This window comes from Rhizobium sp. CC1099 (genome assembly GCF_029714385.1).
Lineage (GTDB): Bacteria > Pseudomonadota > Alphaproteobacteria > Rhizobiales > Rhizobiaceae > Rhizobium.
Map to the genome: position 1 here is coordinate 3,903,423 of NZ_CP121641.1, position 21,578 is coordinate 3,925,000.

22 protein-coding genes (1 of these 22 only partly in view) are annotated in these 21,578 nt (G+C 59.8%); 10 read left to right on the forward strand and 12 right to left on the reverse strand.

Going from position 1 to position 21,578, the window contains the following annotated elements; translation table 11 throughout:
* Window positions 1-306 precede the first annotated feature (306 nt).
* From QA644_RS19375 to QA644_RS19385, 3 genes are all read left to right on the forward strand, one after another.
* Entirely contained in the window at window positions 307-1,917 is a 1,611-nt protein-coding gene (locus QA644_RS19375; RefSeq protein WP_283070109.1) for a phosphoenolpyruvate carboxykinase, read from the forward strand.
* 97 nt (window positions 1,918-2,014) lie between these two features.
* Window positions 2,015-2,449 (forward strand): alternative ribosome rescue aminoacyl-tRNA hydrolase ArfB, encoded by a 435-nt coding sequence (arfB, locus tag QA644_RS19380; RefSeq protein ID WP_074066139.1) that lies wholly within the window; start codon window positions 2,015-2,017, stop codon window positions 2,447-2,449.
* Window position 2,450: 1 nt separating this feature from the next.
* Complete coding sequence (locus QA644_RS19385) at window positions 2,451-3,062, forward strand: alpha-ketoglutarate-dependent dioxygenase AlkB (protein ID WP_283070111.1); 612 nt, start codon at window positions 2,451-2,453, stop codon at window positions 3,060-3,062.
* Window positions 3,063-3,068: 6 nt separating this feature from the next.
* Here the strand turns inward: QA644_RS19385 and coaA are convergent, their stop codons facing one another.
* Genes coaA through hisB form a run of 7 tightly spaced genes read right to left on the reverse strand, consistent with a single transcriptional unit; the run spans window position 3,069 to window position 7,732 of the window.
* Window positions 3,069-4,064, reverse strand: coding sequence for a type I pantothenate kinase (gene coaA, locus QA644_RS19390; protein ID WP_039843430.1), 996 nt, complete (start codon window positions 4,062-4,064; stop codon window positions 3,069-3,071).
* Window positions 4,061-4,384, reverse strand: coding sequence for a phosphoribosyl-ATP diphosphatase (locus QA644_RS19395; RefSeq protein WP_074066141.1), 324 nt, complete (start codon window positions 4,382-4,384; stop codon window positions 4,061-4,063). Before QA644_RS19395 ends, coaA begins: the two co-directional genes overlap by 4 nt.
* A gap of 14 nt (window positions 4,385-4,398) precedes the next feature.
* Window positions 4,399-5,187: an imidazole glycerol phosphate synthase subunit HisF gene (hisF, locus tag QA644_RS19400; RefSeq protein WP_074066142.1), complete on the reverse strand. Its 789-nt coding sequence runs from the start codon at window positions 5,185-5,187 to the stop codon at window positions 4,399-4,401.
* On the reverse strand, window positions 5,184-5,933 hold the full coding sequence (gene hisA / locus QA644_RS19405) for a 1-(5-phosphoribosyl)-5-[(5-phosphoribosylamino)methylideneamino]imidazole-4-carboxamide isomerase (RefSeq protein ID WP_239596301.1): 750 nt from the start codon (window positions 5,931-5,933) through the stop codon (window positions 5,184-5,186). Before hisA ends, hisF begins: the two co-directional genes overlap by 4 nt.
* Before the next feature lie 30 nt (window positions 5,934-5,963).
* A complete protein-coding gene (gene hisH, locus QA644_RS19410) occupies window positions 5,964-6,614 on the reverse strand; it encodes an imidazole glycerol phosphate synthase subunit HisH (protein ID WP_239596300.1) in 651 nt (216 codons plus the stop codon).
* Window positions 6,614-7,099, reverse strand: a complete 486-nt coding sequence (locus QA644_RS19415) for a DUF2628 domain-containing protein (RefSeq protein WP_194728537.1) — start codon at window positions 7,097-7,099, stop codon at window positions 6,614-6,616. Before QA644_RS19415 ends, hisH begins: the two co-directional genes overlap by 1 nt.
* A 24-nt stretch (window positions 7,100-7,123) precedes the next feature.
* Window positions 7,124-7,732 (reverse strand): imidazoleglycerol-phosphate dehydratase HisB, encoded by a 609-nt coding sequence (hisB, locus tag QA644_RS19420; RefSeq protein ID WP_194728538.1) that lies wholly within the window; start codon window positions 7,730-7,732, stop codon window positions 7,124-7,126.
* A 177-nt stretch (window positions 7,733-7,909) separates the two neighbouring features.
* On the opposite strand from hisB, the gene hslV reads away from it, so the two are divergent.
* From hslV to QA644_RS19450, 6 genes are all read left to right on the forward strand, one after another.
* On the forward strand, window positions 7,910-8,437 hold the full coding sequence (gene hslV, locus QA644_RS19425) for an ATP-dependent protease subunit HslV (protein ID WP_022718448.1): 528 nt from the start codon (window positions 7,910-7,912) through the stop codon (window positions 8,435-8,437).
* Window positions 8,424-8,948, forward strand: coding sequence for a GNAT family N-acetyltransferase (locus QA644_RS19430; protein WP_283070115.1), 525 nt, complete (start codon window positions 8,424-8,426; stop codon window positions 8,946-8,948). Before hslV ends, QA644_RS19430 begins: the two co-directional genes overlap by 14 nt.
* Window positions 8,945-10,252, forward strand: a complete 1,308-nt coding sequence (gene hslU / locus QA644_RS19435; protein WP_039843439.1) for an ATP-dependent protease ATPase subunit HslU — start codon at window positions 8,945-8,947, stop codon at window positions 10,250-10,252. Before QA644_RS19430 ends, hslU begins: the two co-directional genes overlap by 4 nt.
* A 187-nt stretch (window positions 10,253-10,439) precedes the next feature.
* On the forward strand, window positions 10,440-11,387 hold the full coding sequence (locus QA644_RS19440) for a DUF1402 family protein (protein WP_283070118.1): 948 nt from the start codon (window positions 10,440-10,442) through the stop codon (window positions 11,385-11,387).
* A gap of 47 nt (window positions 11,388-11,434) precedes the next feature.
* Window positions 11,435-12,847 (forward strand): cytochrome P450, encoded by a 1,413-nt coding sequence (locus QA644_RS19445; protein WP_283070120.1) that lies wholly within the window; start codon window positions 11,435-11,437, stop codon window positions 12,845-12,847.
* A gap of 91 nt (window positions 12,848-12,938) precedes the next feature.
* Window positions 12,939-15,110, forward strand: coding sequence for a malate synthase G (locus QA644_RS19450; protein WP_283070122.1), 2,172 nt, complete (start codon window positions 12,939-12,941; stop codon window positions 15,108-15,110).
* A gap of 74 nt (window positions 15,111-15,184) precedes the next feature.
* On the opposite strand, the gene QA644_RS19455 is transcribed toward QA644_RS19450, so the two are convergent.
* Window positions 15,185-15,865 carry a L,D-transpeptidase gene (locus tag QA644_RS19455; protein ID WP_022718454.1) on the reverse strand — a complete coding sequence of 227 codons (681 nt, stop codon included), beginning with the start codon at window positions 15,863-15,865 and terminating at the stop codon, window positions 15,185-15,187.
* 178 nt (window positions 15,866-16,043) lie between these two features.
* Between QA644_RS19455 and QA644_RS19460 the strand changes: the two genes are divergently transcribed.
* Complete coding sequence (locus QA644_RS19460; RefSeq protein ID WP_074066151.1) at window positions 16,044-16,538, forward strand: MmcB family DNA repair protein; 495 nt, start codon at window positions 16,044-16,046, stop codon at window positions 16,536-16,538.
* Between the two features lie 6 nt (window positions 16,539-16,544).
* Here QA644_RS19460 and QA644_RS19465 read toward each other — a convergent pair whose 3' ends face one another.
* From QA644_RS19465 to QA644_RS19480, 4 genes are all read right to left on the reverse strand, one after another.
* Window positions 16,545-17,120 (reverse strand): ActR/PrrA/RegA family redox response regulator transcription factor, encoded by a 576-nt coding sequence (locus QA644_RS19465; RefSeq protein WP_283070125.1) that lies wholly within the window; start codon window positions 17,118-17,120, stop codon window positions 16,545-16,547.
* Window positions 17,121-17,193: 73 nt separating this feature from the next.
* Window positions 17,194-18,504, reverse strand: a complete 1,311-nt coding sequence (locus QA644_RS19470) for an ActS/PrrB/RegB family redox-sensitive histidine kinase (RefSeq protein WP_283070127.1) — start codon at window positions 18,502-18,504, stop codon at window positions 17,194-17,196.
* Between the two features lie 20 nt (window positions 18,505-18,524).
* Complete coding sequence (gene hrpB, locus QA644_RS19475; protein WP_283070129.1) at window positions 18,525-20,981, reverse strand: ATP-dependent helicase HrpB; 2,457 nt, start codon at window positions 20,979-20,981, stop codon at window positions 18,525-18,527.
* A gap of 5 nt (window positions 20,982-20,986) precedes the next feature.
* On the reverse strand, window positions 20,987-21,578 hold the 3' portion of the coding sequence (locus QA644_RS19480) for an ornithine cyclodeaminase family protein (protein WP_283070130.1). The gene runs 356 nt beyond the window's last position; the window shows 592 of its 948 coding nt (coding positions 357-948); the start codon falls outside the window, past its right edge — the gene reads right to left on this strand; it ends in the stop codon at window positions 20,987-20,989.

A 21,578-nucleotide genomic window follows, 5' to 3' on the forward strand; every position in this document is an offset into this window, starting at 1 on the left:
ATTTCTGATGTCCCCAGGCCGGCCCAACGACCGGATGCGCTTATGGAGGATAAAGGTGGAACAAATTGTGGCAAAGATAAAGGGCAGGCATCGCTGCAATGTGCAAATGGTGGACGCACGTGGCGTGGCAAAAACCAATCCAAAACGCTTAATTCAAACGATTTAAAATACACGAAGGAAATTTAAATCGATTAATTATTTGATATCATTATATTTTCGCCATTTTGCACTATTGCTTTTTAAAATTGGCCACCTTAGTTTTCCTCTTAGTTTTAACGGCGGGAGCCTTGGACGAAAGGAAAAGCCATGGAGACGTTCGGAATTCACAACCCGGCGATAACGCTGGCGACGATTGGTTTGGGCCGCGCAAAAAGCGTCCACTATAACCTCACCGCCGCCTCCCTTTATGAAGAAGCGATTCGCCGCGGTGAAGCCGAACTGACGGCCCAAGGCGCCCTTCGTGCATTGACGGGACAACATACCGGCCGCTCGCCACGCGACAAATTCGTCGTTCGCGATGCCAATACGGACGGCGAAATCTGGTGGGACAACAACAAGCCGATGTCGCCGGAGCATTTTGACTTGCTGCATCAGGATATGCTGGCGCATGCCGCCGGCAAGGAGCTTTTCGCCGAGGACCTGATCGGCGGCGCCGACAAGAACTACTCGCTGCCGACGCGTGTCGTGACGGAATTTGCCTGGCACTCGCTTTTCATCCGCAATCTTCTGATCCGTCCGGAGCTTTCTGCCCTTGCATCCTTCGTGCCGAAACTGACGATCATCGATCTGCCGAGCTTCAAGGCCGATCCGAAGCGTCACGGCTGCCGCAGCGAGACGGTAATTGCATGCGACCTCACGAACGGTCTCGTGCTGATCGGCGGCACATCCTATGCTGGAGAGATGAAGAAATCCGTCTTCACCGTACTCAACTACATGCTGCCGGCAAAAGGTGTCATGCCGATGCATTGCTCGGCGAATGTCGGCCCGGATGGCGATTCTGCGGTTTTCTTCGGCCTCTCCGGGACCGGCAAGACGACGCTGTCGGCTGATCCGTCGCGCACCCTGATCGGAGACGACGAGCATGGCTGGGGCGAAAACGGCATCTTCAACTTCGAAGGCGGCTGCTATGCCAAGACAATCCGTCTTTCGGCGGAGGCCGAGCCGGAAATCTACGCGACAACGCAGCGTTTCGGCACTGTACTGGAAAACGTCGTGCTCAACGAACTGCGCGAGCCCGATTTCGACGATGGCTCGTTGACGGAAAACACGCGCTGCGCCTATCCGCTGAATTTCATTCCCAATGCCTCGAAGACGGGCCTTGCCGCTCATCCGAAGACGATCATCATGCTGACGGCGGATGCTTTCGGCGTCATGCCGCCGATTGCGCGACTGACGCCGGATCAGGCCATGTATCACTTCCTTTCCGGCTACACCGCAAAGGTCGCCGGCACGGAAAGGGGAGTGACGGAACCAGAAGCGACATTCTCGACCTGCTTCGGTGCGCCGTTCATGCCGCGTCATCCAACCGAATATGGCAATCTGCTGAAAGAACTCATCCATCGCCACGGTGTTGAATGCTGGCTTGTCAATACCGGTTGGACGGGTGGTGCTTATGGTACTGGCAAGCGCATGCCGATCAAGGCCACGCGTGCTTTGCTGTCGGCAGCGCTCTCCGGCGAACTGGCCAAGGCAGATTTCCGCATTGATCCGAATTTCGGTTTCGCGGTGCCCGTTACTGTCGCTGGCGTCGAAAGCGGTATTCTCGATCCGCGCTCTACGTGGGCCAACGGTGCAGCCTACGATATTCAGGCAGAGAAGCTCGTCTCCATGTTCATTTCGAACTTCGCGAAGTTTGAGGCACATGTCGACGGCGGCGTGCGCGATGCGGCACCCGGCATCAAGGCTGCGGCCGAATAGGTTCTAAAACATTGATGATTCACGTGAAACCCGGCCCATTCCGCCGGGTTTTTCTTTGCGCGTTTTAAAATTCGCGCGGATATGAGATAGAAGCCGCATGGCCAGCGACGCGCTCTATATCAACGACGGGATCACCATCGCTGGATGGGAGCTGACGGAACAATTCGTTCTGGCTGGCGGTCCCGGCGGCCAAAATGTCAACAAGGTTTCGACGGCCGTCCAGCTGTTCTTCAATATCCCGAATTCACCTTCGCTTCCCGATCGCGTCAAGACCAATGCCATAAAGCTTGCCGGAAAGCGCATGTCGAAAGAGGGCGTGCTGATGATCGAGGCAAGCCGCTTTCGCAGCCAGGATCGCAATCGCGAGGATGCGCGAGAACGCCTCAAGGAACTGATCCTTGAGGCCGCCAAGCCCCCACCGCCGCCGCGCAAGAAAACGAAACCGACCAAAGGCTCGATCGAACGCCGCCTGAAGGAAAAATCCGGCCGCGCCGAAGTGAAGAAGATGCGCAGCCGTCCCGGTGGAGAATGATATGACGGAGCTTTCGACCGGCGTCCGTCACTTCCCGGAATATCTGGACCGCGCCCGGCAGGAAGCGTTCGTCGAAATGATCCGCGGCATTGTCGCCGAGGCTCCGCTTTTCGTGCCCGTGATGCCGAGCACGGGCAAACCGATGTCGGTCCGGATGAGCAATTGCGGTCCACTGGGCTGGGTCACCGATAAGGAGCGCGGCTACCGCTATCAATCGACACATCCTGTCACCGGCAGGCCGTGGCCGGCGATGCCGGACGTCTTGCTCGACATCTGGAACGATGTTTCCGACTGCGAAAAACCGCCGCAGGCCTGCCTGATCAATTTCTATTCAAACGATGCAAGAATGGGTCTGCATCAAGACGGGGACGAGCAGGATTTGAAGGCGCCTGTCGTTTCGATCTCTCTCGGCAACAGTTGTCTTTTCCGCATCGGCGGGCTTTCGCGCACAGACCGAACGCAGTCGGTCAAACTCGCCAGCGGCGATATCGTGGTGCTTGGGGGCGAAGGGCGTCTATGCTTTCACGGCGTCGACCGCATCTATCCGGCAACGTCGACGCTGCTCAAGAATGGCGGGCGGATCAATCTGACGTTAAGGCGTGTGGATCCGTGAATCCGGCTAAAGCTTCCTTAGCGCGACCTGCTCGATGAGGTGGTTTTCGCCCTTGCGCAGGATCAGATCAGCCCGTGGGCGGGTCGGCAGGATGTTCTGCCGGAGATTCTTCAGGTTGATGTTGGCCCAAAGCCCTTCGGCGATCGAAAGCGCTTCTTTTTCGCTGATCGAGGCATAGCGATGGAAATAGGAATTCGGATCGCGGAAGGCGGTTTCGCGCAGACGCATGAAGCGTGTGACATACCAGTTGTGGATCAGTTCTTCTTCGGCATCGATGTAGATCGAGAAATCGAAGAAGTCGGAAACCATCGGCACGATCTTGCCGTCGGCCGGAAGGTCGCGCGACTGCAGAACGTTGATGCCTTCGAAAACCAGGATGTCGGGCCGGTCGATGATCGTGTATTCGTTCGGAACGACGTCATAGACCAGATGAGAATAGACGGGCGCCTTCACATTCGGCTGTCCGGCCTTGATCGCGGAGAGAAATTTCAGGATGGCGCCTGTGTCGTAGCTTTCGGGAAAGCCCTTGCGCTGCATCAGGTTTTCCCGCTCGAGCACTGCGTTTTGATGCAGAAAGCCGTCGGTCGTGATCAAGTCGACCTTTGGACTCGATGGCCAGCGCCGCAGGAGTTCCTTCAAGATACGCGCGGTCGTTGATTTCCCGACGGCGACGGAGCCGGCGATGCCGATGACGAATGGCGTTTTCGTCACGTCGGACAAGCTCAGGAACCGGTTGCGCTGTTCAAAGAGCAATTGCGATGATTCGACATGTGAGGAGAGCAGACGCGACAGCGAGAGGTAGATGCGCCGGACTTCGTCGAGATCGACCGGATCGCCCATCGAGCGCAGTCTCGCGACCTCCTCGGCCGTTAGCGTGAGCGGCGTGTCGGCGCGGAACTTTGCCCATTCCTCGGAAGAAAAGAAATTATACGGCGAATAGGAATTCGCCTGGAAGTGATCGAGCGTTTCTGGCGCCCCAAGAATTTGCGTCGCGATACTCATGAACTCTGCCGGCTGGCCTTTTCCTTGACGCCGGATTGAGCCGTACGCCGCTCAAGCTCCGCCATCACATCCTGCAACGGAATGCCTGCTATCTTCAATACGACCAAAAGGTGATAGAGGAGGTCGGCCGCCTCGTAGGTAAGATTGGCGCGATCCGCCGCCACAGCAGCCATGACGGTTTCAATGGCTTCTTCGCCGAGTTTCTTTGCTGCCTTCTGCTGTCCGGCGGCAACGAGCTTCGCCGTCCAGGATTCATCCGGTGAGGCCTTCGACCGCTCGTCGACGATCTTTTCCAGATCGGAAAGGGAAAATCCGGTCATACTGTCGCTTTCAATCAGTCGAGGCGCATCGCAATGCCATGCGAAGACATATAGTGCTTCGCTTCGCCGACGGAATAGGTGCCGAAATGGAAGATGGAGGCAGCAAGCACGGCATTGGCATGCCCATCCTTCACGCCTGCGACCAGATCGTCGAGATCGCCGACGCCGCCCGATGCAATGACGGGCACGCGAACGCAATCGGCGATCGCCCGGGTGAGCTCAAGATCGTAGCCGACTTTCGTGCCGTCGCGATCCATCGAGGTGACAAGCAGCTCGCCGGCGCCGCGGGCAACCATCTTCTGTGCAAATTCCACGGCATCGATGCCGGTCGCGTTGCGGCCGCCGTGGGTATAGATTTCCCAGGCGCTCAAGTTGTCCTGGCCAACAGCCTGCGTGCGCCGCCGCTTGGCGTCGATCGAAACGACGATGCATTGGTCGCCGAACTTGTCGGCAGCTTCGGCGACGAAGTCCGGATTGTTCACGGCCGCCGAATTGATCGAGACCTTGTCGGCACCGCAGAGCAGCAGCTTGCGGATATCGCCGATGCTGCGCACGCCGCCGCCGACAGTCAGCGGCATGAAGCACTGTTCGGCGGTGCGGGAAACGACATCGAAGATCGTTTCGCGATTGTCAGATGAGGCCGTGATGTCGAGGAAGCAGAGCTCGTCTGCGCCGGCAGCATCATAGGCTTTCGCAGCCTCGACCGGATCACCGGCATCGATCAGGTTGACGAAGTTGACGCCCTTGACGACACGGCCGTCTTTGACGTCGAGGCAAGGGATGACGCGGGCTTTCAGGGTCATTGTGTGTCTTCCTTCTCCCGCGCCGCCTTGATCAGCGCCAAGGCTTCCCGAGGATCAATACGTCCATCATACAGCGCACGGCCAGAGATGGCACCTTCCAGCTTGCGGGCGTCGGGCTGCAGCATGCGCTTCACATCCTCGATCGAAGCGAGCCCGCCCGAGGCAATCACCGGGATCGAAACGGCATCGGCAAGCTCCAGTGTCGAGGTCCAGTTGATGCCGGTCAGGATCCCATCGCGATCGATGTCGGTGTAGATGATTGCCGCGACGCCGGCACCTTCGAATTTCCTGGCAAGTTCGACGACGCCAAGCTCGGAGGCCTCCGCCCAGCCCTCCACGGCCACCTTGCCGCCCTTCGCATCGATGCCGACGGCGACGCTGCCCGGAAACTGCTTGCAGGCCTCGATGACCAGCGCCGGATCGCGAACGGCAACCGTACCGAGGATCACACGTGTCAGGCCGCGGGAGAGCCAGTTTTCGATATGCGACAGCGTTCGGATGCCACCGCCGAGCTGCACCGGATTCTTCGTTGCCTTGAGGATCGTGTCGACGGCCGCGCCATTGACGCTTTCGCCGGCAAAGGCGCCGTTGAGGTCAACAACGTGCAGCCATTCGAAGCCCTGGTCTTCGAAAGTTTTCGCCTGTGCGGCAGGGTCGGGGTTGTAGACCGTTGCCTGCTCCATATCGCCGAGCTTCAGGCGAACGCATTGGCCGTCCTTGAGGTCGATGGCGGGAAATAGGATCATGTTGGTTCAGTCCTTGCGGTCTGCGCGAGCCTAAGGCTTCCAGCGCAGGAAATTGGTGATCAGGGCGAGACCGAGCTTCTGGCTCTTCTCCGGATGGAATTGCGAACCTGCCATGTTGTCGCGTCCGACGAAGGCCGTCATCGCTCCGCCGTACTCCGTCGTGGCGATGACATCGCCGGCGTTTTCGGCGGCCAGATAGTAGGAATGCACGAAATAGGCATGCAGGCCATCAGGCCCTGTCGGAATGCCTTCGAAGAGTGGATGCGGATGCCGAAGGTCGAGCGTGTTCCAGCCGATCTGCGGAATCTTGAGGTCGGGATCGTCCGGTGTCATTTCAACGACGTCGCCAGGAATCCAGCCGAAACCTTCCGTCACCGTTTTTTCAAGGCCGCGCGACGACATCAGCTGCATACCGACGCAGATACCGAGGAACGGCCTTGCCTTCCTCTCAACCGCTTCGATCAGCGCTTCGGTCATGCCGGGAACGGCATCGAGCCCGTGGCGGCAATCGGCATAGGCACCGACACCCGGCAGAACGACGCGGTCGGCAGACGCGACATTCTCGGCCTTGTCCGTCAGGTCGATATGCGCGTCGATGCCTGCCTCGCGTGCGGCGCGTTCGAAGGCCTTCGTTGCCGAGCGCAGATTGCCCGAGCCGTAGTCGATAATTGCGACGCGCATCAGCGTCCTCCGTTAAAGCCAAAGAGACCAAGCGAAGTCGTATTGCCATGGCGGCCGGGGGAATGCGGATGTCGCCCCCACTCCGGCGCCGGCATGCGGTCGCCATCTGCATTGGTCTCGATATTCGAAAAAAAGATCTCTTCCGCTGTCGCAAGCGAATCTGCCGTAATCACGGCTTCCTCGTTCCAGCCTTTGGAAGCGAGATTTCGGATTCGCAGGTTCTGCCCCTCGAAGCCGGCCAGGATGCAAGTGCCGAGCGTGATCGCAAAGCCTGCCGGCCAGAGTCCGGGCCGATCCATTAAAACGCCGCCGAGCCCCTGAAGCAGGAATGCTGCAAGCGCATAGAGCCAAAGCCGGTGTGCAAGAAGCCATAGCCAGGGAAAAAGAAAGCCGAGCAGCGTGAAGCCGTCGCGGATGACGCGCGTCTTCTCATGGGTGACATCCGTTCCGCCCGGAGCCGTCAAAACCAGATAGCTGGAAGTCATATCGTTCAAGCTCCCTGAAGGGGCTCAGACGAGCGTGCCCTTCGTCGAGGGAACACGGCCCGCCTGTCTTGGATCGATCTCTGTCGCCATGCGCAACGCGCGGGCAACGGCCTTGAAGCAGGTCTCTGCAATATGGTGGTTGTTGGCACCATAATGGTTCAAGATGTGCAAGGTGATGCCGGCGTTCTGCGCAAGTGCCTGGAAGAATTCGCGGACAAGTTCCGTGTCGAAGGTGCCGATCTTCGGCGCGTTGAAGGCGACGTTCCAGACAAGGAACGGCCGGCCGGAAAGATCGACGGCGGCTTTCGTCATCGTCTCGTCCATGGCAAGGTCGATCGAAGCATAGCGGGTGATGCCACGGCGGTCGCTGAGCGCTTTTGCAATCGCCTGGCCTATCGCAATCCCGGTATCTTCGACCGTGTGGTGATCGTCGACATGCAGGTCGCCCTTCGTCTCGATCTCCATATCGATCAGGGAATGTCGCGAAAGCTGATCGAGCATGTGGTCGAAGAAGCCGATGCCCGTCGAGATCTTGGCTTTGCCGCTACCATCAAGATTGACGGAAACGGAAACCGAAGTCTCGTTCGTCTTGCGGGAAACATTGCCCATGCGGCTTGCTGCAGTCTCGGCCATATGGCTGCTCCATCAGGAATGACGGCCGTTCCTTATCAGGCGTTCCCTCAAATATCCAGAAGCGCACCGGCAGAAAAACCGGCCCATTTGCAATCGGCATCGGCCAACTTACATAGGGCTCACAGGGCCGGAGAGCGGCTCGGCGTAACGCCCGCTGATCCGGGCAAGGATGTTTTGATGACAACGATTATTACAATTCGAAAGGGCGGCAAGGTGGTGATGGCCGGTGACGGCCAGGTCAGCCTCGGTCAGACCGTCATGAAGGGCAATGCGCGCAAGGTGCGCCGTATTGGTAAGGGCGAGGTCATTGCCGGCTTTGCTGGTGCGACCGCGGACGCATTTACGCTGCTCGAGCGTCTTGAAAAGAAGCTCGAGCAGTATCCGGGCCAGTTAATGCGCGCAGCCGTTGAGCTCGCCAAGGACTGGCGCACGGACAAATATCTTCGCAATCTAGAGGCCATGATGCTGGTCGCCGACAAATCGATAACACTGGCAGTCACCGGCAACGGCGATGTTCTGGAGCCCGAGCATGGCGTCACGGCGATCGGATCTGGCGGCAACTACGCATTGGCGGCGGCGCGTGCCCTGATGGATACGGACAAGTCTGCCGAGGAGGTCGCCCGCCGCGCGCTGGATATCGCAGCCGATATCTGCGTCTATACGAACCACAACATGGTGGTGGAAACACTGGATGCTGAAAACTAAGCCTGCCTCCCGATACCGTTTCCGCGACGTCTGCCGTGAGGATTTCCCTCTTCTGGCGCAATGGCTTGCGGAGCCGCATGTCGCGAGATGGTGGGGCGAACCTTCAACGGAGCTTGGTTCGATCGAAGAGGCAATGACGAGCGAAGAAACCCGGCCAATGATCGTGGAACTGGACGGAAAGCCTATAGGTTATCTGCAAAGTTACGATCCTCATCTTGAGGAGGGCCATCCTTATCAGGATCAGCCGAAGGGTACGCTCGGCATCGACATCTCGATCGGTATCCCGGAACTGACGGACAAGGGCCACGGTGCTGCGATCATCCGCCAGTTTACGTCCGAGCTTTTTGCAGACGGCGCCAAGCGCATCGTGATCGATCCCGATCCTGAAAACCTTCGGGCGATCAGGGCTTACGAGAAGGCGGGCTTTCGCTACGTCGATACAAGAACTTCCATTTACGGTCCGGCCCATTTCATGGCGCTGGACGCACCCGGAGAAACGGATTTACCATGACCACCTTTTCCCCCCGCGAGATCGTTTCCGAACTCGACCGCTACATTATCGGTCAGCATGAGGCCAAGCGCGCCGTGGCGATTGCGCTCCGCAACCGCTGGCGCCGTCAGCAGCTCGATCCGAGCCTGCGTGACGAAGTGATGCCCAAGAATATCCTGATGATCGGCCCGACCGGCGTCGGCAAAACGGAGATTTCCCGCCGTCTTGCCAAGCTTGCCGGTGCGCCTTTCATCAAGGTCGAGGCAACCAAGTTCACTGAGGTCGGTTATGTCGGCCGCGATGTCGAACAAATCATCCGCGACCTCGTCGAAATCGGCATCGGGCTCGCGCGCGACAAGAAGCGCGCCGAGGTCGAATCTAAGGCTCATATGAGCGCCGAGGAACGCGTCCTTGATGCCCTTGTCGGTGCGACCGCCTCTCCTGCCACCCGTGACAGCTTCCGCAAGAAGCTGCGCAACGGTGAACTCGACGACAAGGAAATTGATATCGAGGTTGCCGACACCGGCGCGGGCATGGGCGGCTTTGAAATCCCCGGCATGCCCGGTGCCAATATCGGTGTTCTCAACATCTCGGAAATGTTCGGCAAGGCGCTCGGCGGACGCACCAAGAAGGTCCGCACGACGGTGAAAGCCTCCTATACCGATCTCATCCGGGACGAGTCCGACAAGCTGATCGACAATGATATCATCCAGCGCGAAGCCGTGCGCGCGGTCGAAAATGATGGCATCGTCTTCCTCGACGAGATCGACAAGATTGCGGCGCGTGACGGCGGCATGGGGGCCGGCGTGTCGCGCGAAGGCGTGCAGCGCGATCTTCTGCCACTCGTCGAAGGAACGACCGTCTCCACGAAGTATGGACCGGTGAAGACGGACCATGTTCTCTTCATCGCCTCGGGCGCCTTCCATGTGTCGAAGCCTTCCGATCTCCTGCCGGAATTGCAGGGCCGCCTGCCGATCCGTGTCGAACTTCGGCCGCTGACCAAGGAAGACTTCCGCCGCATCCTGACCGAAACCGAAGCGAGCCTGATCCGGCAGTATCGCGCTCTCATGGAAACGGAGAACCTGAACCTAGAATTCACCGACGATGCGATCGATGCCCTAGCTGATGTCGCAGTCCATCTGAACTCTTCGGTCGAAAACATCGGCGCTCGCCGGCTGCAGACGGTGATGGAACGTGTCCTGGACGATATTTCCTTCAACGCGCCGGATCGCGGTGGTTCGGCGATAAAGATTGACTCGGCCTATGTGCGTGAGCACGTCGGCGATCTGGCGCAGAACACGGATCTCTCGCGCTTCATCCTGTGATATTGCCGCACCGGCTGCAACCTTTGCAGGTTCCACAGCGGATTTCGACAGTCTGAACTCTCGACAGCGGGCCTTTTACTTCTTAGTGAAGGCCCGCTCGTGTGAACGCGGCTTTATTCGGCCAAGATTCTGGTCCAGTCAGCGCGCTTCGCCATGAAGACGATATAACCAGACGGAATAGCTGATCGTGCGACGCCTTTTGACATGCCTCCTGATCGCCATTGCGGCGCTCACATCCGTGCCAGCCTATGCCGTTGAGGTCGTGCCGCCCGGCAATCGCAACATCGAGCAGCCGGCGGTTCCCGGCGCATCCGTCCGCCGCACCAAGGGCACCAAGTCGACCTTCGACCGGAAGTACGAGAAAGTTTACGAACTGCTCTCCACCGATCGCGAACTGATGGGCACGATCAGGAAGACGGCCGCCACCTACAGCATCGATCCCATCCACATCATCGGCGCCATCGTCGGCGAGCACACTTATAACGTCGATGCTTATGACCGCCTTCAGTCCTACTACGTGAAGGCCGCCTCCTATGCCGGCGAGAGCTTCCGCTTTGCCTACGAGGGCGAGGATGTCGACACCTTCGTCGATCGTCCGCAGTTTGCAGAGTGCAACGGCAAGCGTGATTCCTATCTGCTCTGGAGCTGCCGTGAGGATGTTTGGGAACGCGACTTCCGTGGAAAGGCTGTGGACGGCAAGAGCTTCCCGAACAATCGCTTCAGCGCCGTGTTCTTCCAACCGTTTTATGCCGGTCAGACCTTTGGTCTCGGCCAGGTGAACCCGCTGACGGCATTAATGCTCTCGGATCTGGTCAGCCGTGTTTCCGGCTATCCGAGACTGAACGAAAAGGACGCCGGCGCCGTTTACCGCGCCATCATGGAGCCGGATATCTCGCTCGCCTTCGTTGCGGCCTCGATTCGCGAGTCGATCGAAGATTACAAGCAGATCGCCGGCATGGATATTTCGAAGAATCCTGGTCTGACCGCGACGCTTTACAATGTCGGCAATTCGCGCCAGCGCGCTTTGGCTCTTGCCGCGAAGAACCGGGCCTCAGGTGCGCTAGTCTGGCCAGAGGAGAATTATTACGGCTGGCTGATCAACGACAAGCTGGACGAGCTTGAGGGCCTGCTCTAACCTTCGCCTTTGCGGGAGGTTATAATCCTCCGCGAAAGGCCGTTTCCATGGATATGCGACCGGAACCGTTTGTTCCACCCGCACCGCTGCCGCGCTCTGTGCCGCCATCGCGGCTGGAGATGATCCGCACGATCCTTCGCAATCCGCTGGAGCTCTGGGGCGAGCCGTCCTACACGCTTCCCTGGATCAAGACGCGCTTCTTCCACGATAGCACGATCATCGTCAACGATCCGGGTCTCATCAAACATGTGCTGGTCGACAACGTCGCGAACTACCGCATGGCGGATATCCGCCAGCTCGTATTGCGCCCCATATTGCGCGACGGATTGCTGACGGCCGAAGGGGAGGTCTGGAAGCGATCGCGCAAGGCGGTTGCTCCCGTTTTCACGCCGCGCCACGCCAACGGTTTCGCAGGGCAAATGCTGCTGCAATCCGAGGTCTATGCGCGAAAATACGAAGCGGTCGGAGGCGAGAGCCAAGTATTCGAAATCGCCAGCGATATGACCGAGCTCACTTTTGCGATCCTCGCCGATACGCTGTTTTCCGGTGAGATCGTCACCTCATCAGACAGCTTTGCTGAGGATGTGAACGCGCTTTTGCACCGTATGGGCCGCGTCGATCCCATGGATCTCCTGCGAGCGCCGCCCTGGGTGCCGCGGGTGACACGCATTGGTGGCCAGAAGGTTCTCGACAAATTCCGCAACATCGTGCGCGAGACGATGGACGCCAGGCTCCGGCGCATGGCTGCCGATCGCGGCTCGGCGCCGGAAGATTTTCTGACTCTGCTGCTCGACCGGGCAGCAACGGGCGGCCTCACCAATGAAGAAATCGAAGACAATATTCTGACCTTCATCGGCGCGGGTCACGAAACGACGGCGCGAGCGCTCGCATGGACGCTCTATTGCGTGGCGAACAGCCCGCATATCCGCGACGCGATGGAGGAAGAGATCGGCCGCGTTCTCGCAAGCGGCGCCGAGCCCATCGAATGGCTCGATCAGATGCCCTTCACCCGCGCCGCCTTCGAAGAGGCCCTACGGCTCTATCCGCCGGCGCCGTCGATCGACCGCGCGGCGATCGCTGACGACAGCTGGACAGATTCCAAGGGCGAGAAGGTCGATATCCATGCCGGCATGACGGTGCTCGTCATGCCCTGGACTCTTCACCGGCATGAGCTCTATTGGGAGAAGCCGCGTGCCTATATGCCCGAGCGGTTTTTCCCGGAAAACCGCGGCAAGATCGGCCGGTTCCAGTTCCTGCCATTCGGTGCCGGTCCGCGCGTCTGCATCGGTGCCACCTTCGCCATGCAGGAGGCGGTCATCGCGCTAGCCGTATTGATGAGCCGTTTCCGCTTCGATGTGACGGAAAAGACCAATCCCTGGCCGGTGCAAAAGCTGACGACCCAACCTCAAAACGGTCTGCCGATGCGCGTCACGCAGCGTACTGTTTCCTTGTCGGCATAAATCTTTCGAACTATTGCAGAATTGACTATGAATGAAAGCGGCGCAAATTGACAGCATGTGAAAACGCCGCCTTCCGCGGGAGGAGAATTGCATGAGCTGCATCGAAAAGAACGGTCTTTCCATCGAAACTGTCCTTCATGACTTCATCGTCAACGAAGTGCTTCCCGGCCTTCCGGTTGACGCGGATGCATTTTTCGCCGGGTTTTCCGCAATCGTTCATGACCTCGCGCCGAAGAACCGCGAACTGCTTCTGAAACGCGATCACCTGCAGGCGCTTGTCGACGAATGGTATCGCCAGAACGGTGTGCCGGCGGACATGGAAAGCTATCAGGCCTTTCTGCGCCAAATCGGCTACCTGCTGCCGGAAGGCTCGGATTTCCAAGTTTCGACCGAGAATGTCGATCCCGAGATCGCCTCGATTGCAGGGCCTCAGCTCGTCGTTCCCGTCATGAATGCGCGTTACGCCCTGAACGCCGCAAATGCGCGCTGGGGCTCACTTTATGATGCGCTTTACGGCACGGATGCCATTCCCGAAAGCGACGGAGCGGAAAAAGGCAAGGGATACAATCCGAAGCGCGGCGAAAAGGTCATCGCCTGGGTTCGCGATTTTCTGGACAGCGCCGCGCCGCTCGAAGGCGCGAGCTGGAAGGATGCGGCTGCCTTCAAGGCGGACGGCGGAAATCTCGCGGTCACCTCGATGGACGGCGAAAAACTGGCGCTCACGGATAATCGGCATTTCGCCGGCTATCGAGGCGATGCGGAGACGCCGACACATCTTCTCTTGAAAAACAACGGTATTCACATCGAGATTATCATCGATGGCTCGACGCCGATCGGAAAGGGCGATCCGGCGCAGATCTCCGATGTCTGGCTCGAATCTGCGATCACGACGATCATGGACTGCGAGGATTCGATCGCCGCTGTCGATGCCGAGGACAAGGTCGTCGTCTATCGCAACTGGCTTGGTCTCATGAAGGGTGACCTGCAGGAGGAGGTGAGCAAGGGCGGCGCGACTTTCGTCCGCAAGCTCAATCCCGACATCACCTATCAGGCGCCGGACGGTTCCGCCTTCGACTTGCACCGCCGCTCACTGATGCTCGTCCGCAATGTCGGCCACCTTATGGGTAATCCGGCTATCCTCGACCGCGACGGCCGGGAAGTTCCTGAAGGCATCATGGATGCCGCCATTACGGGCCTGATCGCGCTTTACGATATCGGTCCCAACGGCCTCCACAAGAACTCGCGCACCGGCTCGATGTATGTCGTCAAGCCGAAGATGCATGGGCCTGAGGAAGTGGCCTTCGCCGTCGAGATTTTCTCCCGCGTCGAAGAACTGCTCGGCATGCCGAAGAACACGATGAAGATGGGGATCATGGATGAGGAGCGCCGCACGACGGTAAATCTCAAGGAATGCATTCGTGCTGCCCGCGAGCGCGTCGTTTTCATCAATACCGGCTTCCTCGACCGTACCGGAGACGAGATCCATACCTCGATGGAAGCAGGCCCGATGATCCGCAAGGGCGATATGAAGCAGGCGGCCTGGATTTCCGCCTACGAGAACTGGAACGTCGATATCGGCCTCGAATGCGGCCTGTCCGGTCACGCGCAGATCGGTAAGGGCATGTGGGCGATGCCTGACCTGATGGCGGCCATGCTGGAGCAGAAGATCGCTCACCCGAAGGCCGGCGCCAACACCGCCTGGGTTCCCTCGCCAACCGCAGCAACACTGCATGCGACGCATTATCACCGGATCAACGTGGCCGATGTTCAGCGCGGACTGAAGGATCGTGCCCGCGCCAAGCTCTCCGATATCCTTTCCGTTCCTGTCGCCACCCGGCCGAACTGGACAGCAGAAGAAATCCAGCGAGAACTCGACAATAATGCGCAGGGTATCCTCGGCTACGTCGTCCGTTGGGTCGATCAAGGTGTCGGCTGCTCAAAGGTGCCCGACATCAACAATGTCGGGCTGATGGAAGACCGCGCAACGCTTCGCATTTCCGCTCAGCACATGGCCAACTGGCTGCACCACAAGGTCGTCAGCGAAGCGCAGATCATCGAAACGATGGAGCGCATGGCCGCAGTCGTCGATCAGCAGAATGCCGGCGATCCGGCCTATATACCGATGGCGGAGAATTTCGAGCGCTCGGTCGCCTTCCAGGCTGCCGTCGATCTTGTCTTGAAGGGCAGGGAGCAGCCGAGCGGCTACACGGAACCGGTTCTTCATCGCCGCCGTCTTGAGCTCAAAGGCAAGCAGGCTGCATAAGGCTCATGATCTAACAAAAAGGCCACCGGAAGAAAATTCTGGCGGCCTTTTTTATAACGAATTCGCTTTTTAGCTTACTGGATAACGATGACCTTGGTCGCCTTGCCCGGACGGACACGGCTGTAGAGGTCGATAACGTCCTGGTTCATGAGGCGGATACAGCCGGACGAAGCCGCGGTGCCGATGGAGGCCCATTCGGGCGTGCCGTGAAGACGGAAAAGGGTGTCCTGACCCTTTTCGTTGAAAAGATACATGGCGCGTGCGCCGAGCGGATTCGTGAGACCTGGGCCCATGCCGTCTTCGACGTATTTTGCAATGTCGGGCTTGCGGACGGCCATTTCCTTCGGCGGATGCCAGGTCGGCCATTCCTGCTTCCAGGCGACATAGGCCGTGCCGGCCCATGCGAAGCCTTGCTTGCCGACGCCGATGCCGTAGCGCATCGCCTTGCCGCCCGGAAGGACGTAGTAAAGGTGGCGTTCGCGGGTGTTGACGATGATCGTGCCCGGACGCTCGGTCGTCTCGTAGGAAACGATCTGTCGGCGGAACTCCGGCTTGACGCGCTGGATCGGGATGGCGGGCAGAGCGTATCCGGCATCAGTCCTCACGCCGTAGGCGTCATCGAAGATCTGCGCCGTCTGGACAGTCGGGCCGGCGGCCTTGTCTTCGAGGGAAGCGCGATCGGAATTGGTGGAGCAGCCGGCCAGAGCGAGGGTCGCGATCAGGCCGAACACAGGGAATGCATTGCGGATGCGCATGAATATCTCTTAGGATTGGCAGTGAGGAAACGGTCTTGGAACCGTCTTTGATTATGGTTTATTTTCGATTAACTTCGTCTTTGCAAGATGTTGCAGTGCGACGAGAGTTGCCCGCAGCGGCAAAGTAGAACCGCATGGTTTTTTTGCAACAGAGCGCAGTGTTCCCCAACGGTTATCCATGACGATTTTGAGCGTTTACAATAACAATCCGTTAATAGATGGCCGGCAATCGGACAGAGCTATGCTCGTGCGCCGAGGGACTCAGATATTACTTCACGACATGCGTCATGCGGTTCTGCCTGAACTGCCGTTGGCGAGCGGCCGGCGCGCCGATCTGATCACCATGTCGGAAAAGGGCGAGATCTGGATTATCGAGATCAAAACCTCAATCGAGGATTTTCGCGTTGATCGCAAATGGCCCGAATACCGGCTGCATTGCGACCGGCTCTTCTTTGCGACGCACAAGGATGTACCGCTTGATATCTTCCCGGCGGAATGCGGACTGTTCCTGTCGGACGGCTATGGCGCGCATATGATCCGCGAAGCGCCGGAACACCGCCTGGCGCCGGCAACCCGCAAGTCGGTCATGCTGAATTTCTCCCGTGCCGCCGCGCAGAGACTGATGCTGGCCGAATGGGCGAATGGCAAGCAGCTTGCCACCGACGATATTTAACAGCGGCTATTTCGGAGCGCGTTTGGCGAGAATTCGCTGCAGCGTGCGGCGGTGCATGTTGAGCCGCCGCGCTGTTTCGGAGACGTTGCGCTCGCACATTTCGTAGACACGCTGGATATGTTCCCAACGAACCCGGTCGGCCGACATCGGGTTTTCGGGAAGTTCCGCCTTTTCGCCCGCCCGCTGAGTCAAGGCTGCGAACACGTCGTCCGCATCGGCAGGCTTCGCGAGATAGTCGACAGCTCCGAGCTTCACGGCCGTCACCGCCGTTGCGATATTGCCGTAGCCCGTCAGCACGATGATCCGCGTATCGTCCCGGCGCTGGCGGATCGCCTCGATGACGTCGAGGCCGTTACCATCGCCGAGCCGTAGGTCGACCACCGCATATTTCGGCGGATGGCTCTTCGACTTCGCAACTCCTTCCGCAACCGATTCGGCCGTTTCGACCTGGAAGCCGCGTGTCTCCATCGCGCGTGCCAGGCGTCGCAGGAAGGGACCGTCATCGTCGACGATCAAGAGGCTCGCATCGGGGCCGATGTCGTGTTCGCCGGCGGTAAGGGTTTCGTGGCTTTGTTCGGTCATGGTCTTCGATCCTGGCGGTTTGCAACCCGCCCTATATTTGCCAACTGCACATATCTTCATTATGCCGATAAAGTCATTTTGTCGAATTTGCATCGATGAGCATGCGCGGCCATTCGACACGGATACGCGCTCCTTCACTTTCCGGATCGCGGTTCTCGAAAACCAGCGTCGCACCGGAACGTTCAAGCAGCGTCTTGGCGATGAAAAGTCCAAGCCCCAGCCCGCCTGCAGTATCCTCCTTCTGCCTTTTGGTGACGTAAGGCTCTCCGATACGGGTGAGAATATCCGGTGCGTAGCCGTTGCCGTCGTCCTCGATGACGATCAGCACCTTGTTGTGGTCATGTTCGACCGTGACCGTTACCTTCTCGCGAGCATAATCGACGGCATTTTCGATGAGATTGCCAAGCCCATAGATGATCCCGGCATTGCGCTCCGTCACCGGTTCACCCTTGCGCGGGCTTTTCTCGATCAGCTCGACTCCGATCGGAAATTCGCGATAGGGGGCAATGATCTCCTCGATCATCGAAGACAGCGGCAGCCGTCGCATATGCGCATCGCCCTCTGCCGAAAGGCTCGTCAGTCGCTTCAAGATATCGCGGCAACGTTCGCTCTGGCTGCGCAGCAGTTGCACGTCCTCGCGGAACCGGTCGTCGTCCTTCAGTTCGCGCTCCATCTCCTTTGCGACGACGCTGATCGTCGCAAGCGGCGTTCCGAGCTCATGTGCCGCCGCCGCGGCCAGGCCGTCGAGTTGCGAGAGGTGCTTTTCCCTCTGCAGCACGAGTTCGGTCGCGGCCAGTGCATCCGCCAGCTGGCTCGCTTCCATCGAAACGCGATAGGCATAAAAAGCTGCAAAGACCATGGTCGACGCAATCGAGCACCAGACACCGAACTGCATGACGTTGTGCACATCGATCTCCGCACCATTGAACCATGGAAGCGGGAAGGGCGAGAAGGCGAGGATCGTGATGCAGACCATTGCAAAGACGATGAGTGCAACGCTGTAGCGGATCGGCTGGGAGGCAAAGGAGATGATGACCGGCACGCAGACGAGCGCCGCAAATGGGTTCGCCAGGCCGCCGGTGATAAACAGCAGCGCGCAGAGCTGCAACAGATCCAGCCCAAGCAGCGCGAAGGCAGCCGGCGGTTCCAGGCGATGTGTCGGCGGATAGCGGATCGTCAGAAAGAAATTGACCCAGGCAAGCAGTGCAATCAGCAAGCTGCTGGCGAGCAGCGGCAACGGGAATTTCAGCCAGAAGGCAACGATGAAAACCGTCGCCGCCTGTCCGCCGACCGCGAGCCAGCGCAAACGTACGAGCGTCTGCAGGCGCAGCCTGCGGCTGCTATGCCGGTCGTTCTGCGGTTTGTTGTTGACGTCATCGGCCATGCTCGGCTCCTCGCCCAGGCTTATGTACCACGCGGCTTGGCGCGTGTCGTCGGCAAGGCTTCCTCTGGCCGCTCCGGCCAGGAATGCCGCGGGTATCGGCCTCGCATTTCGGCACGTACGTCCTTCCAGGAACCTGCCCAGAACCCTGGGAGGTCGCGCGTCGTCTGGATCGGCCGGTGCGCGGGCGAGGTCAGTTCGAGAAGAAGCGGCAGCCGTCCGCCGCCGATCGCCGGATGCTGCTTCAATCCGAAAAGCTCCTGTACCCGGATCGTCAGCAGCGGCTCCTCGCCGTCATACTGGATCGGATGCCGCTGGCCCGTTGGCGCTTCGAAATGCGTCGGTGCAAGCCGGCTGAGGTCACGCTGCAGTTCGTGCGACACAAGCGCCATCAGCCCGCTGGTGAGCGATCCGGCGGAAATATCCGAAAGCCCGCGCGCATCGCTCTGGTAGGGCGTGAACCAGTCGTCCAGCCGTTTCAATAACGCAGCGTCGCTGACATCCGGCCATGGCGCGCCGATCGTTCGATGCAGAAAGCCGATCCGTTCGCGCAGCTGGATGGCTTCCTTGGAAAAGGGCAGGGCGTTGAGTCCCAATTGCCGTATGCCATCCGCTAGTGCTGCGGCGACAGGCTCGCCGGCTGGCCGGGGCAACGGCGTTTCGTCAAAGACGATCGCCCCGAGCCTTGTCGCGCGCCGGGCGCGGACTTGCCTGCTCGGCAGGTCGAAATAGGTCTGCTCGCCGGTCTTGATCACACCTGGCAGCTGGGTTTCGACATCGCCGCGCGAAATCTCCGCCGCAGCCAGGATGCGTGCCTGCGTCGCGCGTCCGGTCAGATCGGCGATCACCAGCATCTGGCTGCCCGCCAGACGTTCCGTCTCCGACAATTCGGCGCCACGGCCGTTTGCCATCACGTACCGTCCCCGCCCGCCGCGCTGCAGGGCAATCCGATCGGGAAAGGCATGCAGCAGGAGCTGTCCGGCAAGCGGTGGCGCGCTTGAGGAAATCTTGTCGAGCCCGCGCGCCAGCCGTCCGGCAAGGCGTCGCGAAGCATCCGCCCTTTCGCCCTTCTCCACCTTGAAGCGCCGCAAACGGTCCTCGATGTCGATGCTCGTGCCGCCGAGGCCCTGTTCCGTTAGAAGAACGGCAAGCATTGCAGCTTCTTTTGCGTGGCCGCTTTCCCCGGCCGAAACCACCATGGCTGCCAGCCGTGGCGGCAGCGCAAGCTCGCGCATCGTCCGTCCGCGCGCAGTCAAAGTTCCATCCTTGTCTAGGGCTCCGAGTTCCTGCAGCAGCGCGCGCGCCTCCTTCAGCGTCGTCGCTGGGGGCTGGTCGACGAAGGCAAGCGATGCCGGATCCTGAACGCCCCAATGCGCCAGATCGAGCACGAGACCGGAAAGATCGCTCGACAGGATCTGCGGCGGTGTGAAAGCAGGCAGTGCGGCCGTCTGCCCCGGGTGCCAGAGGCGGATCGCGATACCGGGTTCCGTTCTGCCTGCGCGCCCGGCGCGCTGGTCGGCCGAAGCCCGCGACACTCTCACCGTCTCCAGCCGTGTGATACCTGTCGAAGCCTCGAACACCGGCAGCCGCTGCAGCCCGCTGTCGATTACGATGCGCACGCCGTCGATGGTGATCGACGTCTCGGCGATCGAGGTCGCAAGCACGATCTTGCGCGTGCCCTTCGCCGCCGGACGGATTGCTGCATCCTGCTCTTTCTGGCCGAGATTGCCGTAGAGAGGGGCGATCAGCGTGTTCGACCCCAACCGCCCTTCGAGTCTTTCCGCCGTTCGGGTGATCTCTGCCTGCCCAGGCAGGAAAGCGAGGATCGATCCCGTCTCACCCGCATGGGCCTCGATGATTGCCCGTATAGCGGCGTCCTCTATACGCTCGCCGCTCGAGCGATCCCGATAGCGGACGTCGATCGGAAAGCTCCGGCCCCTGCTTTCGATCACCGGCGGATGGTCGAGGAGTGCTGCGACACGCTCGACGTCGAGCGTTGCCGACATCACCAGAAGCCGCAGATCATTACGGAGCGCCGTGCGCACGTCGAGCGCCAATGCCAGTCCGAAATCCGCATCGAGCGAACGCTCGTGAAATTCGTCGAAAATGACTGAAGAAACCCCCGAAAGTTCCGGATCGTCGAGGATCATGCGCGCAAAGACGCCTTCGGTGACCACTTCGATCCGCGTCTTGCCGGAAATGCGGTTGTCGAGGCGCATGCGGTAGCCGACTGTTTCGCCCACCTGTTCGCCGAGCAGAAAGGCCATGCGGCTCGCCGCGGCCCGCGCTGCCAGCCGCCGTGGCTCCAGCAGAATGATCCTGCCGTCGTTGCGCCATGGTTGATCCAGCAGATAAAGCGGCACAAGCGTGGTCTTCCCGGCGCCGGGTGGCGCGGAAAGAACGGCTCGTCCGCTTTCGGCAAGTGCGGTTCCGATCTCGGGCAGAACGTGAGAAACCGGAAGTTCCGGCAGAACGGGCATTGCGCTTATTTCCCGCCGGTGACGGTTTCATAGGCGAGAATCGCTCCGGCGAGATCCTCGAGCGCAGCGCCCACCGATTTGAAAAGCGTGATCTCGCCTGCCGCGCTGCGGCCGCCTCGTGTTCCGCGAACGAGTTCGGCAAGTTCTGCCTTGATCGCACCCTCGTTGAGCACGCCGCTTTCGAGCGGCTGAACGATATCACCCGCTTCCTTCATCGCACCGGCTCGCGTATCGACGAAAACGGACGCACGGCGGATCGCCTCGTCGTCGGTCTCGCGCATGCTAGGCTTGAAGCCGCCGACGAGATCGAGATGGGCGCCGGGTTTCAGCCATGCGCCGCAAATGAGCGGCTCGCTTGAGAGCGTGCCGCAGGAGACGATGTCGGCGGTTCGCGCCGCCGCTTCGATATCGAAGACTGCCTCAGCGGCCAGCCCAAGCTCTCGGGCTTCGGCCGCTACCTTTTCTGCGCCTGCAGGATTGCGCCCCCAGATATGGATGCGCTTGATCGGCCGGATGGCCGTATGCGCCTGCAGCAGGTTGAGCGAGAGGCGGCCGGTTCCGCAGACAAGCAGCTCGGCCGCATCCGGCCGCGCCAGA

Excerpts from the sequence above, each read along its gene's own strand:
- QA644_RS19375 (WP_283070109.1), top strand. The coding sequence starts at position 307 with ATGGAGACGTTCGGAATTCACAACCCGGCGATAACGCTGGCGACGATT.
- arfB (WP_074066139.1), top strand. The coding sequence starts at position 2,015 with ATGGCCAGCGACGCGCTCTATATCAACGACGGGATCACCATCGCTGGA.
- QA644_RS19385 (WP_283070111.1), top strand. The coding sequence starts at position 2,451 with ATGACGGAGCTTTCGACCGGCGTCCGTCACTTCCCGGAATATCTGGAC.
- coaA (WP_039843430.1), bottom strand. The coding sequence starts at position 4,064 with ATGAGTATCGCGACGCAAATTCTTGGGGCGCCAGAAACGCTCGATCAC.
- QA644_RS19395 (WP_074066141.1), bottom strand. The coding sequence starts at position 4,384 with ATGACCGGATTTTCCCTTTCCGATCTGGAAAAGATCGTCGACGAGCGG.
- hisF (WP_074066142.1), bottom strand. The coding sequence starts at position 5,187 with ATGACCCTGAAAGCCCGCGTCATCCCTTGCCTCGACGTCAAAGACGGC.
- hisA (WP_239596301.1), bottom strand. The coding sequence starts at position 5,933 with ATGATCCTATTTCCCGCCATCGACCTCAAGGACGGCCAATGCGTTCGC.
- hisH (WP_239596300.1), bottom strand. The coding sequence starts at position 6,614 with ATGCGCGTCGCAATTATCGACTACGGCTCGGGCAATCTGCGCTCGGCA.
- QA644_RS19415 (WP_194728537.1), bottom strand. The coding sequence starts at position 7,099 with ATGACTTCCAGCTATCTGGTTTTGACGGCTCCGGGCGGAACGGATGTC.
- hisB (WP_194728538.1), bottom strand. The coding sequence starts at position 7,732 with ATGGCCGAGACTGCAGCAAGCCGCATGGGCAATGTTTCCCGCAAGACG.
- hslV (WP_022718448.1), top strand. The coding sequence starts at position 7,910 with ATGACAACGATTATTACAATTCGAAAGGGCGGCAAGGTGGTGATGGCC.
- QA644_RS19430 (WP_283070115.1), top strand. The coding sequence starts at position 8,424 with ATGCTGAAAACTAAGCCTGCCTCCCGATACCGTTTCCGCGACGTCTGC.
- hslU (WP_039843439.1), top strand. The coding sequence starts at position 8,945 with ATGACCACCTTTTCCCCCCGCGAGATCGTTTCCGAACTCGACCGCTAC.
- QA644_RS19445 (WP_283070120.1), top strand. The coding sequence starts at position 11,435 with ATGGATATGCGACCGGAACCGTTTGTTCCACCCGCACCGCTGCCGCGC.
- QA644_RS19450 (WP_283070122.1), top strand. The coding sequence starts at position 12,939 with ATGAGCTGCATCGAAAAGAACGGTCTTTCCATCGAAACTGTCCTTCAT.
- QA644_RS19455 (WP_022718454.1), bottom strand. The coding sequence starts at position 15,865 with ATGCGCATCCGCAATGCATTCCCTGTGTTCGGCCTGATCGCGACCCTC.
- QA644_RS19460 (WP_074066151.1), top strand. The coding sequence starts at position 16,044 with ATGACGATTTTGAGCGTTTACAATAACAATCCGTTAATAGATGGCCGG.
- QA644_RS19465 (WP_283070125.1), bottom strand. The coding sequence starts at position 17,120 with ATGACCGAACAAAGCCACGAAACCCTTACCGCCGGCGAACACGACATC.
- QA644_RS19470 (WP_283070127.1), bottom strand. The coding sequence starts at position 18,504 with ATGGCCGATGACGTCAACAACAAACCGCAGAACGACCGGCATAGCAGC.
- hrpB (WP_283070129.1), bottom strand. The coding sequence starts at position 20,981 with ATGCCCGTTCTGCCGGAACTTCCGGTTTCTCACGTTCTGCCCGAGATC.